We start from the raw sequence: 19,227 nt of genomic DNA on the forward strand, positions 1-19,227 counted from the left end.
TGCCGAGTGGCGCTCAACAGTATCGAAGAACTGGTAGAAGACATTCGCCAGGGCAAGATGGTCATCCTGATGGATGACGAAGACCGCGAGAACGAAGGCGACCTGATCATGGCCGCCGAATGCGTGAGGCCGGAAGATATCAACTTCATGGCGCGCTTTGCCCGTGGCCTGATCTGCATGCCCATGACCCGCGAGCGCTGCGAAACCCTCAAGCTGCCGCTGATGGCGCCGCGCAACGGTTCCGGTTTCGGCACCAAGTTCACCGTCTCCATTGAAGCTGCCGAAGGCGTGAGCACCGGCATTTCGGCGGCAGACCGCGCACGTACCGTGCTGGCTGCTGCTGCCAAAGACGCCAAGGCTGAAGACATCGTCAGTCCCGGCCATATCTTTCCGCTCATGGCTCAGGCTGGCGGTACGCTGGCCCGTGCCGGTCACACCGAGGCGGCGTGCGACCTGGCGCGCATGGCCGGCTTTGAACCGACCGGCGTCATCTGTGAAGTGATGAACGACGACGGCACCATGTCGCGTCGTGCAGAACTTGAGGCTTTTGCCCACGAGCACAACATCAAGATCGGCACCATCGCCGACCTGATTCACTATCGGATGATCCACGAACGTACCGTTCAGCGGATTGCCGAGCAGCCGATGGACAGCGAACTGGGGCATTTCAACCTGGTGACTTACCGCGATTCGGTCGAGGGCGATGTCCACCTCGCGCTGACGCTGGGCAACATTTGCGCTGAAGAACCAACCCTGGTGCGTGTGCACAACATGGACCCGCTGCGCGATCTGTTGATGGTCAGGCAGCCGGGCCGCTGGAGCCTGAGAGCCGCCATGAGCGCGGTGTCCAAAGCAGGCAGCGGCGTGGTTCTGCTGCTCGGTCACCCGTTGGATGGCGACACGGTGCTGGCACATATTCGCGAAACGGCCGGGCAGCAACCGATCAAGACACCAACCACTTACAGCACCGTTGGCGCGGGTTCGCAGATCCTTCGAGACCTCGGCGTGCGCAAAATGCGCCTGATGAGTTCACCAATGAAGTTCAATGCGATATCCGGTTTCGATCTGGAAGTTGTAGAATACGTGCCCTCCGAATAAATACCGGCGGGTCGATGCACGCGAAAGCCCGTTTTTCGTGTCCACTGGCCCGACGATTGTGATTCGTGGCTAAAATCCTCCAAAGTCCGCCTCAAGGCGGGCTTGCTCTTTAATACGAGACTCACCGAATGACCTTGAAGACCATCGAAGGTACCTTCATCGCCCCGCAAGGCCGCTATGCCTTGGTGGTTGGCCGTTTCAACAGCTTCGTCGTGGAAAGCCTGGTGAGCGGTGCCGTTGATGCGCTGGTACGCCATGGCGTGAGCGAAAGCGACATCACCATCATCCGTGCGCCGGGTGCTTTCGAGATCCCGCTGGTTGTGCAGAAAGTTGCACAGCGCAGCGAGTTCGCTGCCATCGTCGCGCTGGGCGCGGTGATTCGTGGCGGCACTCCACATTTCGAATACGTCGCCGGCGAGTGCGTCAAAGGCCTGTCTCAGGTTTCCATGGAATTCGGTGTGCCGGTCGCTTTCGGCGTCCTGACCGTCGATTCGATCGAGCAGGCCATCGAGCGTTCCGGCACCAAAGCCGGCAACAAGGGCGCTGAAGCTGCCTTGTCCGCCATCGAAATGGTCAGTCTGCTGTCGCAGCTGGAGGCCAAGTGATTTCCGACGATACCGATCAGTTCAACCCGCGCGATGCCAAGTCGCCCGAGGCCGCCAAAGGCAAGAGCGCCAAGCGTCGCGAAGCGCGGCAGATGGCGACCCAGGCCTTGTACCAATGGCACATGGCAGGCCACTCGCTGAACGAGATCGAGGCACAGTTCCGTGTCGACAACGATTTCAGCAACGTCGACGGCACTTATTTCCGTGAGTTGCTGCACGGTGTGGCAACCAACAAGACCGAGATCGACACTGCGCTCTCGCCTTGCCTGGACCTGACCATCGAAGAACTCGACCCGGTCGAGCTGGCGGTTCTGCGTTTGTCCACCTTCGAACTGCTCAAGCGCATCGACGTGCCTTATCGCGTGGTGATCAACGAAGGCATCGAGCTGGCGAAAGTCTACGGCTCCACTGACGGCCACAAGTTCGTCAACGGCGTGCTGGACAAGCTGGCCCCGCGCCTGCGTGAAGTCGAAGTGAAGGCTAACAAGCGCTGATCAGCGCCTGACCTTCATGGGAGAGTTTGAGCTGATTCGTCATTACTTCGCCGCTGCGCCCTGTGCGCAGGTGGGCGAAGAAGTGGCGCTTGGCATCGGCGACGACTGTGCGCTGCTGGCGTTGCCGTCCGGCGAACAGATGGCGATCTCCACCGATACGCTGGTTGTCGGCGTGCATTTCCCTGAGGTGTGCGATCCTTTCTTGCTCGGCCAGCGAGCGCTGGCGGTGTCTGCCAGTGATCTGGCTGCCATGGGCGCACGTCCTGTCGGCTTCACCCTTGCCCTGACCTTGCCGAACGTCGATGCAGACTGGCTGGAGGCATTTGCTTTCGGGCTGAGCCAGATGGCGCAGCGTTGCGCGTTGCGTCTGATCGGTGGTGACACCACTCGCGGCCCGTTGAGTCTGACGCTGACAGTGTTTGGCAGCGTGCCTGCCGGACTTGCGCTGACACGTAGCGGCGCGCGCGCAGGCGACCTGCTGTGTGTCGGCGGGTCCCTGGGTGATGCGGCCGGTGCCTTGCCGCTGGTGTTGGAGCAGCACACTGCCGAGCCTTCCGTCGCCGAGCCATTGCTGGCGCGCTACTGGTCTCCCCAGCCGCAGCTGGCGCTGGGGCAGGCATTGCGCGGTAAAGCGACGTCCGCGCTGGATATCTCGGATGGTCTGCTGGCCGACTGCGGACACATCGCCCGTGCGTCGTCCGTCCGTTTGCTGATCGAGCGTGACTTACTGCCGATGTCGGCGCCTTTATTGGCGTTCATGGGGATGTCGGCGGCTCAGGAAGCGGCGCTCAGCGGCGGTGATGACTACGTTCTGGCATTCACCCTGCCATCCTCTCATCTTGAGGGGCTGCGAGAGGCTGGCTGGCCGGTGCACGTCATTGGTCGGGTGGAAGCCGGACAGGGTGTGGCGTTGCTCGATGCCAACGGGCATGACATCACCCCATCGGCGTTGGGCTATCAACATTTTCGGAGCGGTTCGTGAGCCGGTCCGGGCTGAAGTGAGTTCTATCGATCGAACTTTACGATCTGAATGCCCGAGAATTCAGCCTGCGCGTCTATAGGAACCTGCTGTTACAATGCAAAACTTGCGAATTTCCAGTCTTCATACTGATTAGGAGCACACGGTGCCCGTCGTATTTGTCGCCGCTTCCAAACTGCCCACACCTTTTGCAGAATTTGCCATGCATGGCTTTATCGAGTCGGCAACCGGGCGTGAACACGTTGTCCTGAGTCTCGGCGACGTGGCGGATGGTGCCCCGGTGCTGGGCCGTATTCATTCCGAATGCCTGACCGGCGATGCCTTGTTCAGCCAGCGTTGCGACTGTGGATCTCAGCTCGAAGCCGCCCTGCGCGCCATCGCGACCGAGGGTCGTGGCGTGTTGTTGTATCTGCGTCAGGAAGGCCGCGGTATCGGCCTGATGAACAAGATCCGCGCGTATGAATTGCAGGATGGCGGTGCCGACACCGTCGAAGCCAACGAGCGTTTGGGTTTTGCCGCCGATCAGCGAGACTACGCGATCTGCCTGCCGATGCTTCAGCACCTGGGCGTCGAGTCGCTGCGCCTGATGACCAACAACCCGCGCAAGGTCAAAGCCCTGACTGACATGGGTATCAAGGTGGCTGAGCGTGTGCCGCTGCACACCGGCCAGAACCCGCATAACAAACTGTATCTGGCCACCAAGGCCGGCAAGCTAGGCCACATGATGGGCAACGAGCACCAGAGTGAGGTCGGGCCCGCGTGACCCGCAGTCAGGTCCGTCAGCGGTTGGAAATGCAGTGGTGGCGCCAGTTGGGCCTGACCCTCGCGCCGCTGCTGGTGGTCTGTGTGTTCTTCGGCAGCAACGAACCCTTGATGAGCGTGTTGGCGTTGCCGCTGTTCATTGCCGGTGTGGGTTCGATGTTCGTCAGCCTCAAACCGTTCGGGGCGTACAAGCGTGCCCTGATCACGACCCAAACCGCACTCGATACCGCGCAGGAACCTGCCGCCTGGTTGCACCTTGCCGCCGTTCGACGACTGGCCTTTCTGTTCGCCGGGCTCCCTGCCTGGACCGCTGCAATCGCTGTGCTCTTCGGGTTGCACCCCTTGCCGGTTTGCCTGCTGGCATTCGCAAGCGTGGTGCTGCTCTACCTCTATCGGATTCCACGACAGCTGGGCTGATTCAGAACTGGCGCAGCATGTGAGCGCCATCGAGCGGGCATAAAAAAAGCGCCCGATGAGCGCTTTCAATGTCGTTGCTTCGATCAGCCGATCAGCACCAGCCGCTCGTTGATTGCAGCCTCGATACCCTCGGCATCCAGCCCGCACTCGGCCAGCATCTGCGCAGGTTTGGCGTGCTCGACGTACACGTCCGGCAGGCCAATGTGCAGCACGGACTTGAGGATGTTTTCCCGCGCTAGAAACTCGCTGATCGCAGCACCCGCGCCGCCCATGATGGCATTTTCTTCCAGCGTGACCAGCAATTCGTGATTGGCCGCGGCTTCGCGGACAAGGGCTTCGTCCAGAGGCTTCACGAAACGCATGTCGATCACCGTCGCATCCAGCTTCTGCGCCACAACCAGCGCCTCGGCCAGTTGCACGCCGAACACCAGAATCGCAACGTCCTGACCTTGACGACGGACCACGCCCTTGCCGATTTCGACCGGCTCCAGATCCTTTTCGATCACGGCATTGGGGCCGGTGCCTCGTGGGTAGCGCACAGCGGCAGGGCCGTTGTGCAGATAACCGGTGCTGAGCATTTTGCGCAGTTCGTTCTCATCGCTTGGCGTCATCACGACCATGCCGGGAATGCAGCGCAGATAGGACAGGTCGAAACTGCCGGCATGTGTCGGTCCGTCTTCACCCACCAGGCCTGCACGGTCAATGGCGAACAGCACGTCGAGGTTCTGCACCGCCACGTCATGCACCAACTGGTCGTAACCGCGTTGCAGGAACGTGGAGTAGATCGCGACCACTGGCTTGCTGCCTTCACAGGCCATGCCCGCTGCCAGCGTGACGGCGTGCTGCTCGGCAATCGCGACGTCGAAATACCGCTCAGGGAAGCGCTCACTGAAATCGACCAGATCCGAACCTTCTTTCATGGCCGGGGTGATGCCCACCAGCCGTGAGTCGGCCTCGGCCATGTCGCACAGCCATTGTCCGAACACGCCGGAGTATTTCGGGCCACTGACCTTTTTCGGGATCGCGACAGGGGCGTTCAGCGGTTCAAGTTTGGTAATGGCGTGATAGCCGATCGGGTCGACTTCCGCCGGGCCGAAACCTTTTCCCTTCTTGGTCACTACGTGCAGAAACTGCGGACCCTTGAGGTCGCGCATGTTGCGCAGCGTCGCGATCAGCGTTGGCAGATCGTGACCGTCGATAGGGCCAATGTAGTTCCAGCCCAGCTCTTCGAACAGTGTGCCGGGGACCAGCATGCCCTTGGCATATTCTTCGGTGCGGCGGGCGATTTCCCAGGCGCCGGGCAGGCGCGAAAGCACTTTCTTGCTGCCTTCACGCATGCTGGCGTATGTGCGGCTGGAAAGGATCTTGGCCAGGTAATTCGACAGCCCACCGACATTGCGCGAGATCGACATGTCGTTGTCGTTGAGAATGACCAGCATGTTCGCGGCCACTTCAGGGGCATGGTTCAACGCTTCGAACGCCATGCCGGCCGTCAGCGCGCCGTCACCGATCACGGCGATCGACTTGCGGTCGCTGCCCTGCAGGCGCGAGGCGATTGCCATGCCCAGCGCGGCACTGATCGAGGTGCTGGAATGGCCTACGCCAAAGGTGTCGTACTCGCTCTCGCTGCGACGCGGAAACGCAGCCACACCGTCCTTCTGGCGCAATGTGGACATGCGCCCACGGCGGCCGGTCAGAATCTTGTGCGGGTAAGCCTGATGGCCTACGTCCCACACCAGACGGTCGTCCGGCGTATCGAACACGTAATGCAGAGCGATCGTCAGCTCGATGACGCCAAGACCGGCACCAAAATGCCCTCCGGTCTGGCCAACGGAGTAGAGCAGTTCCAGGCGCAGTTCATCGGCCAGGGTTTCCAGCTCGGCTTCACCCAGACGGCGCAGGCCATCCGGTGTATTGGCTCGGTCGAGCAACGGCGTAACCGGGCGCTCGCGGGGAATCTCTTTGAACGTCGTGGGCATCAGGCGAATCGTTATAAGTAAAAGAGGCGGCAGTTTACCTTATGCATCGCAAGCTGCCCATGAAGTGCATCAGTGGCGTCCGACGGCAACGGACCTGATGACTGTGACCGGATGAACCGCGGTTGATTCATCCGATTTCGATAGTCGGTAATTCTGATCAGTGGCGGCGTTCGACGATGTAACGGGCCAGTGCACGCAAGGGCTCGGCCGCCGTACCAAACGAATTCAACGCCGCGAGCGCCTGATCGCGTAATTCCAGTGCGTACGCCTTGGCGCTCTCGAGCCCCAGCAACGCCGGGTAAGTCGGTTTGTCGCGCGCGATGTCGGCACCCTGGCGCTTGCCAAGGGTCGCGGTGTCGCTTTCCACGTCCAGAATGTCGTCCTGCACCTGAAAGGCCAGACCTACCGCTCGGGCGTACACCTGAAGTGCATCCAGTTGTTTCTGGTCAGCATGGCCGCTGGCCAGCGCGCCGAGTCGGACACTCGCTTCGATCAGCGCGCCGGTCTTGTGGCGATGCATGTATTCCAGCGCGGTCTGGTCCAGTTTCAGGCCCACCGAACCCAGATCAATCGCCTGACCGCCGACCATGCCGGCCGGTCCTGCAGCTGCTGCCAGGGCGCTGACCATCTGCAGACGAGTATCCGCATTGCGGGAGGTCAGGTGTGGCGCGAGCAGGGCGGTGAACGCCAGGCTTTGCAAACCATCGCCGGCCAGAATCGCACAGGCTTCATCGAACGCCTTGTGTGTCGTGGGTTGGCCACGGCGCAGATCGTCGTCGTCCATTGCCGGCAAATCATCATGCACCAGCGAATACGCGTGAATCAGCTCGACCGCGCAGGCCGCGCCATTGGCGTCTTCCGCCACACCGCCGAGTGCTTCACAGGCCGCGTAGGCCAGCAATGGGCGCACGCGCTTGCCGCCGTTCATCACGCTATAGCGCATCGCGTCATACAGACGGCTAAGTTCAGGGCCGGGTGCTTGAAACAGGCCTTCGAGTGCCGCGTTGACGCGGTCCTGGCTTTGCGCTTGATAGCTCGCAATCATTCAGGCAATTCCGCGTCATCAAACGGCTCTTCGGCCAGTTCGCCATCCCGCTCCAGCAACACCTGCACCTTCTGTTCGGCCGCAGTCAGGGCGCTCTGGCAATCGCGGGTCAGGCGTACGCCTTGTTCGAAGGCGGTGAGGGAGTCTTCCAGCGACAACTCGCCATTCTCCAGCCGCTCTACCAGCGTTTGCAGATCAGCGAGAGACTGTTCGAAATCCAGTGCAGCTTTCTTGCGGGCCATGAGGGCATTTTCCGGTAGAGATTGAACCGGGCGACACTAGCAGAGCGAGGCCCGTGGGGCAAATGACGGTGACCTGTTCAAGGAACTGATCGCGCGCCCGACGCGCTATCAGACTGGCCCGCCGGGATCAGATAGCGGCGAAACCGGACTGCAGATCTGCGATCAGGTCATCCGGGCTTTCCAGGCCTACCTGCAGGCGCAGCATCGGGCCGTGACCGCAATCAGGGCCATGCTGTTCGATCTCTGTGACCAGGCTTTCGAAACCACCCCACGAATAGCCGATCCCGAACAGTTTCAATGCGCCGACGAAACGGTCCAGCACCTGATGGTCAGCCGACTTGAACTCGAAGCTGAGCAAACCGTTACAGCCATGAAAATCGCGTTTCCAGATCGCGTGTCCGGGATCATTCGGCAGCGCCGGGTACAGAACACGCGCCACCGCGGGCTGTTCCAGAAGCCACTCGGCGACCTGCAAGGCATGACGCTCGTGCATGGCCATGCGTGCCGCCAGACTGCGGGCACCACGCAGCACCAGATAAGCGTCGTCCGGGCTGACCGTATTGCCGACAGCGGTGTTCATGGTCTTGAGGGTTTGCCAGTGGGGTTCGGTCACGCTCACGCTGCCCATCATCACGTCCGAATGCCCGGCAACATACTTGGTCAGCGCCATCAGCGAGATATCCGCGCCCAGTTCCAGTGGCTTGAACAGAATTCCCGAACCCCACGAGTTATCCACAGCCAGCAACAGATTTTTCGCTTTGCACACCTGCGAAAGTGCTGGCAGGTCGCACATGTCGAAGGTCAGCGAACCGGGCACTTCGGCGTAAATCATCCGCGTGTTGGGCTTGATCAGGGACTCGATGTCGCTGCCGTCCGCCGCGTAGTAATCGAACGCGATGCCGAAGGCCGTGAGCATCGTCCTGGCCAACCGCCGCACCGGCCCGTAGACCGACTCGGTCATCAGCACGTGGTCGCCCGGACGCAGGAACGACTGAAACATCTGCGCCACCGCCGCCAGTCCGGTCGGATACAGGTAGGTGCCGTGGGCACTTTCCAGCTCGGTGATCAGGTCCTGCAACGCGAAGGCCGTCGGGTTGCCGTTGGCTCCGTAGGTCAGCGAACGTTCGGGGCCCGCAGTCCGCACTTCGGCTTCGCGCAAGTCAGCCAGGCTGTCGAACAACACCGTGCTGATACGCACGACCGGTGGATTGACCGACAATCCCGGACCACTGCCAGCGCTGCGGCCGCGTTGCGACAGGGCGGTGTGGGCGCGAGGATCTTTGTCGTGCGGCATCTTGGGGCTCCGGGTGCGGGACAGGCATTCAGGTCAGAAAAACGCGTTCAATCCGGTCGACTGGCAAGGCGTCATCACCACAGTCAACCGCTGAGCGAGCCAAGGCTATCAGAGTAAGGCCTGCCTACGCGTGGGTTATGCGTCAGTGCAGCCTGCTGTCGCGCGGACCGGATCATCGCGATCACTTCGTTGAATCGATCGCTTTCTTGAAGTGAAGGGGCATTTTCCGTGGGCATGTGAGCACGCCCGTGGGCGGTGGGTGAAGGCGTATTTTAAGTGCCTGATACGCACATCCGGTCCCTGAATATCTACCTGCACCCCAACGCCGTGACTGGTGTCTCACTTGTCCAGATCGGACGCCTGATGCCGTTCCGGAACCTGTTCTGACTCCTCGCCCCAGGTCCGGTTGACCTTCTTGCCACGTATCACCGCAGGCCGCTCGGCGATCTCTTCGGTCCAGCGGATAAGGTTTGGATACTCGTGCACCGAGAGGAACTCGGCTGCCGAATACACCTTGTTCTGCACCAACGCGCCGTACCACGGCCAGACTGCGATGTCGGCGATGGTGTAAGTATCGCCGGCCAGATAACGGCTTTCGCCAAGACGACGGTTCAATACGTCCAGTTGACGCTTGGCCTCCATTGCAAAGCGGTTGATCGGGTACTCCATTTTCTCCGGCGCGTAGGCATAGAAATGCCCGAACCCGCCGCCCAGATAAGGCGCAGCGCCCATTTGCCAGAACAGCCAGTTCAAGGTTTCAGTCCGACCAGGCAGATCGGCCGGCAGAAAGCTGGAAAACTTCTCTGCCAGGTACAACAGGATCGAACCCGACTCGAATACGCGCACAGGTGTGTCGTGACTGCGGTCCAGCAGTGCAGGAATCTTGGAGTTGGGATTGACCCCGACGAAACCACTGGAAAACTGATCGCCCTCTGAGATTTTAATCAGCCACGCATCGTACTCCGCGCCGCTGTGACCCAGCGCCAGCAGTTCTTCCAGCATGATCGTGACCTTCACCCCGTTCGGCGTGGCCAGTGAATAAAGCTGCAGCGGATGCTTGCCGACCGGCAGTTCCTTGTCATGCGTGGGACCGGCCGTAGGGCGATTGATATTGGCAAAAGCGCCGCCTGACGACGCCTCGGGCTGCCAGACCTTGGGCGGTGTGTAAGGAGTGCTGGACATGAAGGTGGGCCTCGGTTGAGTGGTTGAGAAAGCGTTTTGACGCAGGCGTTACAGGTTGAACCCGGGTCAGAGTTCTGAGTGCGGATGCGTCGGGAAGGTCATTTCATTTGCACAACCGTAGCGCGGATACAGCGGTTGTCGATAGGTCTGGGGTACCATTCTGAGGTTTGACCATGCATCCGATAGAGCCGGGTTCGGCGTCTTGTCGATACCGTCATCCGCATGGCCATTTGTTGCACACATGCGCTGGCATCTTTTTGGCCTGAAAAGTGATTTTTCTAACGTCGGGGTGAAGTGGCGGATAACGGTTTCGCCGCTGGGTGAACCGCGAAACCGTATTTTTTGCACGGCCAGCTGCTTGAGTCTGATGTTGGCAAGGGTGCTTCACAGGATGGGATCACCCCACCGGGTAATCAGCAGTCCGTCATAGGTCCCGAATACGTCTGTCCAACAGTTGCAGCAGGGTTCCTCGGCTTATGGAAGCTTGTTTGGCGTAGCAGGAAACCAGCAATTCCAGAGGATGAATACCGATTCTGGTCGCGAGTTGGTCGAGTTTTTCAATCGTTGGACTCTTCAGTCCGCGTTCGATTTCAGACAGGTAGGTGCGGCCGCTTACGCCAACAAAATCCTCCTGGGTCAGACCTTTTGCTTCACGCGATTCCCTCAGTGCAGCCCCAATAGCTTCGCTCAACTTCATTGCGCTGCCCCTTTACAAAAGAAAGGGATTTCGCTTGAGTGACCGTTATAGCACTACACGCTATAGCATTCGTCAGGTTGAATGCGTTTCGGGGCGAATCGCCGCAAGGATCAGGAATTTCATGAATCACACCAAGAACCGGGCGTGGCTTTTCAAATGCCGTAGCGCCTCATTCAGGCCAGTCAATCAAGCGTGCCGAGCTCTCCGGCAACGACGTCCGCTCATGCGTAAATGCCTCAAACCCTCCAGCCCTCCATCCGAACGGCTGAACAAGCACCAGGTGGTCAGCGCAATGCAGGCTTACCTCATGAACGGTTGGGAAGGCCTTGATGAACAGGACAGACTGGCGCTGGGTCTAGAGCCTGCCAAAGAAGGGGAAAGTGAAGATGTCGCGCTGAAAAGGCTGGCAATGTTCTTTATGGATTGTGCGGATATTTCGTTGCGCAGGGCATTGGTGGCGCGCACGAAAAGCTTGGGGGGCGGGGATTGAGGAGGAACGTGCCCCCGCTGGCTCAGGCCTGATCCGTCTGCACACACCTATCAGGCAACGTTTTCAAGCTCGCCCCAAAAACGCAACGATTCGTACCGTCGCTCGGTCCTGTATTTTACGGAATCCAAGTCCGGGATCAGTTGACCACTACAGTCGGGTGCACCTAATCGTCAAACCGCACAGGCAAGGTTTTTGCCGGTTTCACGATCATTTCGAATTCCATTCCCCCGCGGTCTGCCAATGCAGACCGCGGGTTGCAGGTTCAAGGGACTGTTATGACAAGCTTGCCGGTGACGTGCCCGGCAGCGCTCATCGCTTGCGCATCGGCCACCTGGTCGAGGGTGAAGGTTTGCTCGATGCGCAGATAAAACGAACCTTGTTCGTAGAGTCGCGCTACTTCTGCAAAGGCATGCTCGGGCTGGTCGAGTGATTTCGCCGAAAAGACGACGCCATGCTGAGGGGCCGTGACGTCAGAAATGGAAACGACTCGAGCGGGATCGCCAACGATGGAGATCAGCTCGGGTATCACGCCCGCCCCTGCCAGATCCAGCGCCGCGTCTACGCCTGTCGGTGCCAGTTTTTCTACCCTGCCAGCCAGCCCGGGCTCGTAGGTCGTTGGAACCGCGCCCAGGCTGCGAATATATTCATGTTTAGAGGGGCTCGCCGTACCGATCACATGTGCGCCGCGATGATTCGCCAGTTGGATGGCGGCCGAGCCAACCCCGCCCGAAGCCCCCGTGATCAGGAGCGTCTCGCCCGCTTTGATGTGGACGTGGTCGAGAATGCGCGTCGCGGTTTCAACGATCACGGGTAGACCTCCCGCCACCTCGATGGGCATGTTGCGTGGTACGTGGGCCCAACTGCGTAATACCGCATACTCCGCGAGGGTGTTGCGTCCATACCCGAAAACCGCGTCGCCGACAGCGAATCCTGAAACGCCATCACCGACCTCATCGATGATGCCTGCCGCCTCTGAGCCAACACCGGCAGGAAAGGTCAACGGCATGAAGTCGTGAACGTAGCCTGCTCGCAGTTTCCAGTCGATGGGGTTCACGCCAACGGCTTGAACCTTGATACGCACCTCACCAGAACCCGCGTGCGGTGGATCAATATCCACGATGTTCAACACATCGGTGCCACCATACTCATTGAACTGAACGGCTTTCATAAGTGTTCCTCTCAAGTATAAAAACTTAACGTGCTGGCGCAGAGTAACGCCGTCATCCCAAACAGGTCAGAGCGTTATATTAATGGGCAGTGCGTCGGTTCGGTATCGGTGCTGTTTGAAATGAGTGGTTTCGAAACGCAGCCACTGGATGGCTTAACGGAAATGAAGACGCAAGCGGCTCAATATGAATCATGATTTACCCTCTTCGGTCAGCTCGATTAGTTGAAGGTGAACAGTCTCCGCTGTGTCGAGTCGTCCTGAGTTTCGCGTGCCGTTGAAACACTACTCCGGTGGCGTGACAGTTTTTGTCACCATGGTGCGTGGGTCATCAATGGGAAATGAACTGACCGCTCGCGCCCGCCACACGCCGTATTCGTGGCGATGTCGGCGCGGCCGGTCAAGGCTGGGTAAACGTTCAGAGCCTCTTGCCAAGAAGTATTTTTATTAAATGATTTTTCATGTTTTATTCGTAAGAAAGTGCTGGCTACCCATTTGGCAGCGGGCTAAGTTAAAAGGCCAGGAGTGAAACCGAATGACTTGGCAAAATGTTCACTGGCTCAGTGTTGAAAGTCTATTGACTGGTTTGAGTGGTCTTTTAAGTGCCACTGTATGAGTGCCTGATCTGCCGCTGGCCGATCATTTACAGGACTTGCTGATATGACAATGAAAAAGGCATCTGCTGTGTTGCTATTACTGGCATCCGTGCCGGTTTTTATGTCGTTTCTTTGTTGCCTCGAACCGGCATACGGAACGGAGGAACACACGAATGCCAATGAACAGATTCAAGGTTTGATTCGAGAACCCTTGGTGCTCAACGTACGCTTGCCTGATGGTAAAACGGCAACGCTCGATGCGTTCGTCACGCGCCCGGACAACGAGGGGCGCTGGCCGATCGCGTTGATCACCCACGGCACGGCTGGTGATTCGAGCGACCGCAGCAAAAGTCCCAATCGTTTTTCATCGGCAGCCATCGCTTTTGCGCGCCATGGCTATGCTTCTGTCGTGGTCATGCGTCAAGGATATGGGCAGTCATCAGGCGTGACCGAATCCCTGGATGGAACATGCTTGAATCCAAATCATGCCAGAGCTGGAAAAATTGCAGCGGCTGACCTTATCGCTGCTCTGCAGGCCATCCGGCTTCAGCCGTGGTCGTTACCCAATGAGGCGATCGCGGTAGGCGTGTCATCCGGTGGATTCTCGGTTCTGGCGACAGGTGCAGCCAACCCTCCGGGTTTAGGCGCGATCATCAATTTCGACGGTGGCCGCGGGGCTACTGGCGTCGGTAAGGTCTGTGGCAAAGAGCAGCTCGTTGCCTCGATCAATGCGTTTGGCAGCCTGTCTCGCGTACCGGCTCTGTGGATCTACGCCCATAACGACAACGTATTTCGTCCCGCTCTGGGCAAGGCGCTGTTTGACGGCTACATCGCCAGCGGGGGCGTCGGAGAGTTTTTCGAAGCGCCAGCGTATGGAAACAACGGGCACAGCTTTTTTGCATGGTCGCCTGAGCGCCTCTGGTGGGACAGGGTTGCTGATTTTCTAAGCCAATACGGGCTGCCTTCGGCAGAAATCGTGCCGTTACCCGTCGTCGATATTCCCGCGCCTTCGAAGCTGGGCGCGCCGGGAAAAGAGGCTTTCCGCACCTACGTCGAAAGCCGCGCTTACGAGAAAGCGTTCGCAACCAATGGTCGAGGTGCATGGGGTGTCAGCAAAGGCGAACGCACTCAAACCGAGGCCAGTACCAAGGCAGTCGACTTCTGCCAGAAGAAACTCAAATCGGACGACCTGCCAGCGTGCGCTGTCTATGCGACAGGCAATCACCTCGCTGCTGAAACGCAGGTGCATGGCAGCTGACTGACGGTCAGGGCGATGTAGCCGTTTTCAGTGAGTGGAGTCGGCTTTCACACAGGCATTAAAAAGCCGGCTTGTGGCCGGCTTCTCGTGGGCAATCTTGGTCTATTTTTGGTAGACCGCAATCGCCTGCAACGGGTGCATCCATAAAGGATGCTGAAAAGGTAACAGGGCGGATGCGTCATCTGCCGTGCTCTGGCACCGAACCGCTGGGCGGTGATGCGTTGGATGGCAGGTAGCATACTGATGTTTGCCGTCGATGCCCAGCCTTGATGTGCCATCAACCCCCGCGTTAGAGCAGCAGCATGGCGTTGCGGCGGCTGTTGAGGGTGGACCACCAGAAGATCCAGCCGAGGATGCGGATGCGTTCGTCTTCGATGTCTTCGGCGCTGAAGATCTCGTCGGGGTATTCCGCATCGTTATGGCTGCGCAGGCGCAGGCCGCCGTTGGGCAAGCGGTAAAGGTAACGCACGCGCAGGATGCCGCCGTGTTCGAGGGCGTAGATTTCGCCATCGATCACTTGGGTCAGTTCGCGGTCCACGCCCAGGATCGAGCCGTCCTGGATCTTGTCGGCCATGCTGTTGCCGACCATGGCCACGCACAGGCAGTTCTTCGGATCGATGCCCATGGTTTGCAGCACTTGCAGTGGCAGTCGGATTTTCTGTCCGGGCGCTTCGGCCAGGACGGTTTTGCTGACGCCATGGGTGGATTCGATTTCCTTGAAGATCTGAATTTCCACGTCTCCACGCAGCATGTTTCTTCCTTGATCCTGATGGATGATCAGTCGAGTGTCGCCGCCGTTGTGTTCATTAGCGGAGTCGGTTGGGTGCTTGGGGCCTTCGCCGGTGCGCAGCCAGCGGGCGTTGACGGTTAATAGTTCAGCCACCTCGTCGATGCGCGCCATCGGAACACCGCGCTTGAACCAGTTGTTGACGTGTTGCGGTGTGATCTTGCGGTTGGCCGCAAAATCGGTCGCCGTGAGGTGGCATTCTTTGAGAAGAATGCGGAGTCGATCGCCTGATGTATTCATGGGCCGGAGTTTACGGGCGTGATCGGGGCGTTTAAATGAACGAGGTGTTGATGTCGACGTTGTCCTTGGGGGCGCGCGGCTAGCGGTATTACAGACGGGAGGATTGTTGCGTAGGCCGCTTCCGTAATCGTCGGATTTTGGCTAAACGCGGTGGACTTCGTTTAGGTCGGATAGACGGGTGTTAACGCAATGTTTAACCAGTGCGAGGGAGCAGGCGCTTTTTTAAACGCATTGTTTGAAAAAAAGTGCTGCGCAGATCGTGCAGGAGCAACAGCGGGGGGGAAAAGCGTAGCGGGGAGGAGCGGGGAGGTGCGCAAGACTGTGTCGAGACACTCGCATGGCGGGCGTCTCGACACACTCAGTCAGTAATCAGCCTTTGAACGCTGCAACCGACTTGGTGATTTCGGCGCGAGCGGCTTCTGCGTCGCCCCAACCTTCGATCTTCACCCATTTGCCTTTTTCGAGATCCTTGTAGTTCTCGAAGAAGTGCTTGATCTGCTCAAGCAGCAGCGCTGGCAGGTCGGTGTACTCTTTGACGTCGACGTACAGCTGGGACAGCTTGTCGTGCGGGACTGCGATGACTTTGGCATCGCCGCCGCCGTCGTCGGTCATGTGCAGGATGCCGACCGGGCGTGCGCGAATCACCGAACCTGGGGAAACCGGGTAAGGGGTCACGACCAGCACGTCGAGGGGGTCGCCGTCGTCCGCCAGGGTGTTGGGGATGAAACCGTAGTTGGCTGGGTAAAACATTGGGGTGGCCATGAAACGATCAACGAACAGGCAATCGGTTTCTTTGTCGATTTCGTACTTGATCGGCGCGTGGTTGGCCGGGATTTCGATCGCGACGTAGATGTCATTCGGAAGGTCTTTGCCCGCCGGAATCTTGCTGTAGCTCATTGGGCTTTGCCCCCGTAGTTGACCAGACAGATTTTGGCGCGAACCGCCAAAAAGTGGTCCGGATTATAGGCATATTCTGTTTTGGTTGCCACGCGTGGGGTTGGCGGGTTCAGTCGGCGTTCTTGTAAGTCGGGTCTTGTTCGAGAAGGGTGGTCAGCCGGGCGAGTGTGTCTTGGCGGTAGAACGCTTTGAGTTGTTCGTAGACGGCGGGATAGCTGGCATGCAGCACGTCGGGTGCGCTGAAGAAGTATTCGCTGGTGACGGCGAAGAATTCAGCCGGGTCTTGTGCCGCATACGGGTCGATGGCGGTTTCGGCGTCGGGGTTCAGATCAAGCTGATGATTGAGCTCGTCGTAGGCGCTTTGCATGGCCTCGGCCCACTCAGTGATACGCATGTCGCTGTGCAGCGGCGGCAGGCCGTTGGCGTCGCCGTTGAGCATGTCGAGCTTGTGCGCCAGTTCGTGGATCACCAGATTGTAAGCGTCCCAGTCACCGCTCGACACCACGCCCGGCCACGCCAGAATCACCGGGCCTTGCAGCCACGCCTCGCCGCTGTGTTCGCCGTCCCATTCGTGCTCGATACCGCTGGCGTCGCGATGGCGCTGCGGGCTGACGAAGTCGTCGGGGTACAGCACGATCTCGTGAAAGCCCTGATACCAGTTCAGGTCGCCGAGGTTCAGCAGCGGCAGTTGCGCCTGTGCCGCGAGGAACAGCCGATGCTCATCATCCAGCTCGACGCCGGGCAGCGCCGTCAGGTGCTTGTCGTGCAGGAACAGCACGCACGCGTCACGCAGTTGCGCTTCCTGTTCGGCACTCAGGCCATCAAGAATGGGCAGGCGCTGGCGAACGGCTTGCCACAGTTGCGGCGAAACCGGGTGTTTCGCCAGCATGCGTTGCCTGCGCCAGGCGCTAAATGACCACATGTCTCAGCTGACGTCGACCGAGCGGCCAGTGCGGCTGCGCACCACGCCAACGATCATCGGCAGCAGGGACAGCACGATGATCGCCAGCACCAGCAGGGTCAGGTTCTGCTTGATGAACGGCACGTTGCCGAAGAAGAAGCCCAGCGTGACCAGACTGCCGACCCACAGGACCGAGCCCAGTACGCTGAAGCCTGCGAAGCGCGGATAGGACATGCGCCCGACGCCAGCCACGAAGGGCGCGAAGGTGCGGATGATCGGCAGAAAACGCGCCAGTGTGACTGTCTTGCCGCCATGACGTTCGTAGAACACTTGAGTGCGCAGCAGATAGTCGCGACGGAAAATCTTCGATCTGGGGTTGCTGAACAGTTTTTCACCGGCGGTGCGACCGATGATGTAATTGGTGCTGTCACCCAATATCGCCGCCAGCATCAGCAGCCCGGCCAGCAACACCGGATCCATGCCGCCGCCCGCCGCGACGGCGCCAGCGATGAACAGCAGCGAATCGCCCGGCAGGAACGGCATGATCACCAGCCCCGTTTCGCAGAAGATCACCAGAAACAGGATCGCGTAGATCCATGGGCCATAATTGGTCACCAGCAGGTCGAGGTACACATCGAGATGCAGGATGAGGTCGAGCGGGTTGAATTCCATTGAAGCACCTGAGGCGAGACCCTTGAACCGGGTCGCATACGGAAGAAACTACTGTGCGGTACGCGCGGCATTATAGAAGCAGAATGCAGGCAGAGGGCGGGAAGGTTTCACGCGTGGTGAATTGAATGTCGCCGGAAGGATGGATTTATCCAGCGGGCGCAGGCAAAGGCCCGCCCCGCTCGTGAACGGCATTCAGCGGTCCGAATTGATCGGCAACACGTAGTTCTTGAACTGAGTGTCTTCCTTGAAGCCGATGGACTCGTAGACCTTCTGCGCCACTTCGTTATCACTGCTGGTGGACACGCGCATGCGCACCGCCTGGGTTTCCTTGGCCATTTTCTTGGCCTGTTTCATCAGGTGGTCGGCAACCAGTTGCCTGCGGGCGTCTTCGGCGACGTAAATGTCGTTGAGAATCCACACACGCTTGAGCGACAGCGAAGAGTAACTGGGATACAGCTGACAGAACCCCAGCAACCTGCCTTCATCGTCATTCGACAGTGCCAGGTAAATCACCGACTCTTCACGGCGCAAGCGTTTTTCCAGAAAGTCCCGCGAAGAGTCCGGATACGGCAGCTCGCCATAGAACTCACGGTATTTGACGAACATCGGGCAGAGCAGGTCCAGGTGTTCAAGAGTGGCTTGGATGATCCGCATGGTCGGGCCTCAACTTCACTATGGGCTAATGCAGTGCGCCAGGATGGTCACAGCGATGCTGCCTGCCGGCTTTAGAAAGCGCAATCTAATGCTGGCCGTCGGGGCCGGCGAGCAGAAAATTGCCTGTACGCTTGGTCAGGTTATCGGCATCGGCGTCCGATTCCACAGTCTTGAGCTCCGCTTCGTCTTTGAGTTTTACTCCCGAAACCTGACGACGGCAGGCCTCGCGCATCAGGTAGAGCAGGCGATGGGCGGCCATGCCGTAGCTCAAGCCTTCCAGACGAATGTTCGAGATGCAGTTGCGGTGCGCATCATTGAGCCCTACTTTCGGGGCGTAAGTGAAATACAGCCCCAGGCTGTCGGGAGAGCTCAGGCCGGGGCGTTCGCCGATCAAAATCACCACCATTTTCGCGCTCAGCAGTTCGCCGATCTCGTCGGCGATGGCCACGCGGCCCTGTTCCACGAGAATCACCGGCGACAACGTCCAGCCTTCCGTCGCGGCCTGTTCTTCGAGTCGCTCCAGAAAAGGCACCGCGTGACGATGCACCGCCAGCGCCGACAATCCGTCGGCGACTACTACGGCAAGATCGACCCCGTCCTGACGAGCGGCTGCGTGGTCACGCAACTGCCTGGCTGATTCTTCATCGAGGCGTCGCCCCAGATCCGGACGTTGCAGGTAGCTGTCGCGATCGGTTGCGGCGCTGTGCAACAACAGGGTTTCGCGGCCTTTTTTTGCCAGTTGAGCGCTGATGCCCTGGTGATCGAACGCCAGG

The 19,227-nt window shown here is 59.3% G+C and carries 22 protein-coding genes; 8 read left to right on the plus strand and 14 right to left on the minus strand.

The window, feature by feature from the left end:
- Positions 1-6: 6 nt before the first annotated feature.
- The 6 genes from ribBA to BZK31_RS08935 all read left to right on the plus strand — a co-directional run bounded on the left by ribBA (position 7) and on the right by BZK31_RS08935 (position 4,355).
- A complete protein-coding gene (gene ribBA / locus BZK31_RS08910) occupies positions 7-1,098 on the plus strand; it encodes a bifunctional 3,4-dihydroxy-2-butanone-4-phosphate synthase/GTP cyclohydrolase II (RefSeq protein WP_083182341.1) in 1,092 nt (363 codons plus the stop codon).
- Positions 1,099-1,226: 128 nt separating this feature from the next.
- Positions 1,227-1,703 (plus strand): 6,7-dimethyl-8-ribityllumazine synthase, encoded by a 477-nt coding sequence (ribH, locus tag BZK31_RS08915; protein ID WP_002555427.1) that lies wholly within the window; start codon positions 1,227-1,229, stop codon positions 1,701-1,703.
- Positions 1,700-2,197, plus strand: a complete 498-nt coding sequence (nusB, locus tag BZK31_RS08920) for a transcription antitermination factor NusB (RefSeq protein WP_083182342.1) — start codon at positions 1,700-1,702, stop codon at positions 2,195-2,197. Before ribH ends, nusB begins: the two co-directional genes overlap by 4 nt.
- 16 nt (positions 2,198-2,213) lie before the next feature.
- Positions 2,214-3,179: a thiamine-phosphate kinase gene (gene thiL / locus BZK31_RS08925; protein WP_083182343.1), complete on the plus strand. Its 966-nt coding sequence runs from the start codon at positions 2,214-2,216 to the stop codon at positions 3,177-3,179.
- A gap of 142 nt (positions 3,180-3,321) precedes the next feature.
- Positions 3,322-3,939, plus strand: a complete 618-nt coding sequence (ribA, locus tag BZK31_RS08930; protein ID WP_083182344.1) for a GTP cyclohydrolase II — start codon at positions 3,322-3,324, stop codon at positions 3,937-3,939.
- Entirely contained in the window at positions 3,936-4,355 is a 420-nt protein-coding gene (locus tag BZK31_RS08935; RefSeq protein WP_083182345.1) for an MFS transporter, read from the plus strand. Before ribA ends, BZK31_RS08935 begins: the two co-directional genes overlap by 4 nt.
- Positions 4,356-4,438: 83 nt before the next feature.
- Here the strand turns inward: BZK31_RS08935 and dxs are convergent, their stop codons facing one another.
- From dxs to BZK31_RS08965, 7 genes are all read right to left on the minus strand, one after another.
- Positions 4,439-6,334 carry a 1-deoxy-D-xylulose-5-phosphate synthase gene (gene dxs / locus BZK31_RS08940; RefSeq protein ID WP_083182346.1) on the minus strand — a complete coding sequence of 632 codons (1,896 nt, stop codon included), beginning with the start codon at positions 6,332-6,334 and terminating at the stop codon, positions 4,439-4,441.
- 157 nt (positions 6,335-6,491) lie between these two features.
- A complete protein-coding gene (gene ispA / locus BZK31_RS08945; RefSeq protein WP_083182347.1) occupies positions 6,492-7,379 on the minus strand; it encodes a (2E,6E)-farnesyl diphosphate synthase in 888 nt (295 codons plus the stop codon).
- A complete protein-coding gene (locus BZK31_RS08950) occupies positions 7,376-7,621 on the minus strand; it encodes an exodeoxyribonuclease VII small subunit (protein ID WP_004883751.1) in 246 nt (81 codons plus the stop codon). Before BZK31_RS08950 ends, ispA begins: the two co-directional genes overlap by 4 nt.
- A gap of 127 nt (positions 7,622-7,748) precedes the next feature.
- Positions 7,749-8,915 carry a cystathionine beta-lyase gene (metC, locus tag BZK31_RS08955; protein ID WP_083182348.1) on the minus strand — a complete coding sequence of 389 codons (1,167 nt, stop codon included), beginning with the start codon at positions 8,913-8,915 and terminating at the stop codon, positions 7,749-7,751.
- Between the two features lie 339 nt (positions 8,916-9,254).
- The gene (gene yghU / locus BZK31_RS08960; RefSeq protein WP_083182349.1) at positions 9,255-10,097 is read right to left on the minus strand and encodes a glutathione-dependent disulfide-bond oxidoreductase; all 843 of its coding nucleotides are present in this window, start codon (positions 10,095-10,097) and stop codon (positions 9,255-9,257) included.
- A 66-nt stretch (positions 10,098-10,163) separates the two neighbouring features.
- Positions 10,164-10,445: a hypothetical protein gene (locus tag BZK31_RS29420; protein ID WP_157900717.1), complete on the minus strand. Its 282-nt coding sequence runs from the start codon at positions 10,443-10,445 to the stop codon at positions 10,164-10,166.
- A 76-nt stretch (positions 10,446-10,521) separates the two neighbouring features.
- Positions 10,522-10,794 (minus strand): helix-turn-helix domain-containing protein, encoded by a 273-nt coding sequence (locus BZK31_RS08965; protein WP_083182350.1) that lies wholly within the window; start codon positions 10,792-10,794, stop codon positions 10,522-10,524.
- A gap of 223 nt (positions 10,795-11,017) precedes the next feature.
- Between BZK31_RS08965 and BZK31_RS08970 the strand changes: the two genes are divergently transcribed.
- Positions 11,018-11,284, plus strand: a complete 267-nt coding sequence (locus BZK31_RS08970; protein ID WP_244182653.1) for a hypothetical protein — start codon at positions 11,018-11,020, stop codon at positions 11,282-11,284.
- Positions 11,285-11,546: 262 nt separating this feature from the next.
- Here the strand turns inward: BZK31_RS08970 and BZK31_RS08975 are convergent, their stop codons facing one another.
- On the minus strand, positions 11,547-12,452 hold the full coding sequence (locus BZK31_RS08975) for an NADP-dependent oxidoreductase (protein ID WP_083182351.1): 906 nt from the start codon (positions 12,450-12,452) through the stop codon (positions 11,547-11,549).
- A gap of 657 nt (positions 12,453-13,109) precedes the next feature.
- Here BZK31_RS08975 and BZK31_RS08980 point away from each other — a divergent pair.
- Positions 13,110-14,303, plus strand: coding sequence for a dienelactone hydrolase family protein (locus BZK31_RS08980; protein ID WP_083182352.1), 1,194 nt, complete (start codon positions 13,110-13,112; stop codon positions 14,301-14,303).
- Positions 14,304-14,592: 289 nt separating this feature from the next.
- Here BZK31_RS08980 and BZK31_RS08985 read toward each other — a convergent pair whose 3' ends face one another.
- The 6 genes from BZK31_RS08985 to eutC all read right to left on the minus strand — a co-directional run.
- A complete protein-coding gene (locus BZK31_RS08985) occupies positions 14,593-15,330 on the minus strand; it encodes a LexA family transcriptional regulator (RefSeq protein WP_083182353.1) in 738 nt (245 codons plus the stop codon).
- Between the two features lie 369 nt (positions 15,331-15,699).
- Positions 15,700-16,227, minus strand: coding sequence for an inorganic diphosphatase (gene ppa / locus BZK31_RS08990; protein WP_083182354.1), 528 nt, complete (start codon positions 16,225-16,227; stop codon positions 15,700-15,702).
- 109 nt (positions 16,228-16,336) lie between these two features.
- Complete coding sequence (locus BZK31_RS08995; RefSeq protein ID WP_083182355.1) at positions 16,337-17,149, minus strand: M90 family metallopeptidase; 813 nt, start codon at positions 17,147-17,149, stop codon at positions 16,337-16,339.
- A 3-nt stretch (positions 17,150-17,152) separates the two neighbouring features.
- A complete protein-coding gene (locus BZK31_RS09000; RefSeq protein ID WP_083182356.1) occupies positions 17,153-17,800 on the minus strand; it encodes a DedA family protein in 648 nt (215 codons plus the stop codon).
- Positions 17,801-17,992: 192 nt separating this feature from the next.
- Positions 17,993-18,454, minus strand: a complete 462-nt coding sequence (locus tag BZK31_RS09005) for a GNAT family N-acetyltransferase (RefSeq protein ID WP_083182357.1) — start codon at positions 18,452-18,454, stop codon at positions 17,993-17,995.
- Positions 18,455-18,539: 85 nt separating this feature from the next.
- Positions 18,540-19,227: ethanolamine ammonia-lyase subunit EutC (gene eutC, locus BZK31_RS09010; protein ID WP_083182358.1), on the minus strand; the 688-nt coding region annotated here is incomplete at its 5' end.

The sequence above is a fragment of the Pseudomonas floridensis genome, from assembly GCF_002087235.1.
Taxonomy (GTDB): Bacteria; Pseudomonadota; Gammaproteobacteria; order Pseudomonadales; family Pseudomonadaceae; genus Aquipseudomonas; species Aquipseudomonas floridensis.

Excerpts from the sequence above, each read along its gene's own strand:
- ribH (WP_002555427.1), top strand. The coding sequence starts at position 1,227 with ATGACCTTGAAGACCATCGAAGGTACCTTCATCGCCCCGCAAGGCCGC.
- thiL (WP_083182343.1), top strand. The coding sequence starts at position 2,214 with ATGGGAGAGTTTGAGCTGATTCGTCATTACTTCGCCGCTGCGCCCTGT.
- dxs (WP_083182346.1), bottom strand. The coding sequence starts at position 6,334 with ATGCCCACGACGTTCAAAGAGATTCCCCGCGAGCGCCCGGTTACGCCG.
- ispA (WP_083182347.1), bottom strand. The coding sequence starts at position 7,379 with ATGATTGCGAGCTATCAAGCGCAAAGCCAGGACCGCGTCAACGCGGCA.
- BZK31_RS08950 (WP_004883751.1), bottom strand. The coding sequence starts at position 7,621 with ATGGCCCGCAAGAAAGCTGCACTGGATTTCGAACAGTCTCTCGCTGAT.
- metC (WP_083182348.1), bottom strand. The coding sequence starts at position 8,915 with ATGCCGCACGACAAAGATCCTCGCGCCCACACCGCCCTGTCGCAACGC.
- yghU (WP_083182349.1), bottom strand. The coding sequence starts at position 10,097 with ATGTCCAGCACTCCTTACACACCGCCCAAGGTCTGGCAGCCCGAGGCG.
- BZK31_RS08965 (WP_083182350.1), bottom strand. The coding sequence starts at position 10,794 with ATGAAGTTGAGCGAAGCTATTGGGGCTGCACTGAGGGAATCGCGTGAA.
- BZK31_RS08970 (WP_244182653.1), top strand. The coding sequence starts at position 11,018 with ATGCGTAAATGCCTCAAACCCTCCAGCCCTCCATCCGAACGGCTGAAC.
- BZK31_RS08975 (WP_083182351.1), bottom strand. The coding sequence starts at position 12,452 with ATGAAAGCCGTTCAGTTCAATGAGTATGGTGGCACCGATGTGTTGAAC.
- BZK31_RS08980 (WP_083182352.1), top strand. The coding sequence starts at position 13,110 with ATGACAATGAAAAAGGCATCTGCTGTGTTGCTATTACTGGCATCCGTG.
- BZK31_RS08985 (WP_083182353.1), bottom strand. The coding sequence starts at position 15,330 with ATGAATACATCAGGCGATCGACTCCGCATTCTTCTCAAAGAATGCCAC.
- ppa (WP_083182354.1), bottom strand. The coding sequence starts at position 16,227 with ATGAGCTACAGCAAGATTCCGGCGGGCAAAGACCTTCCGAATGACATC.
- BZK31_RS08995 (WP_083182355.1), bottom strand. The coding sequence starts at position 17,149 with ATGTGGTCATTTAGCGCCTGGCGCAGGCAACGCATGCTGGCGAAACAC.
- BZK31_RS09000 (WP_083182356.1), bottom strand. The coding sequence starts at position 17,800 with ATGGAATTCAACCCGCTCGACCTCATCCTGCATCTCGATGTGTACCTC.
- BZK31_RS09005 (WP_083182357.1), bottom strand. The coding sequence starts at position 18,454 with ATGCGGATCATCCAAGCCACTCTTGAACACCTGGACCTGCTCTGCCCG.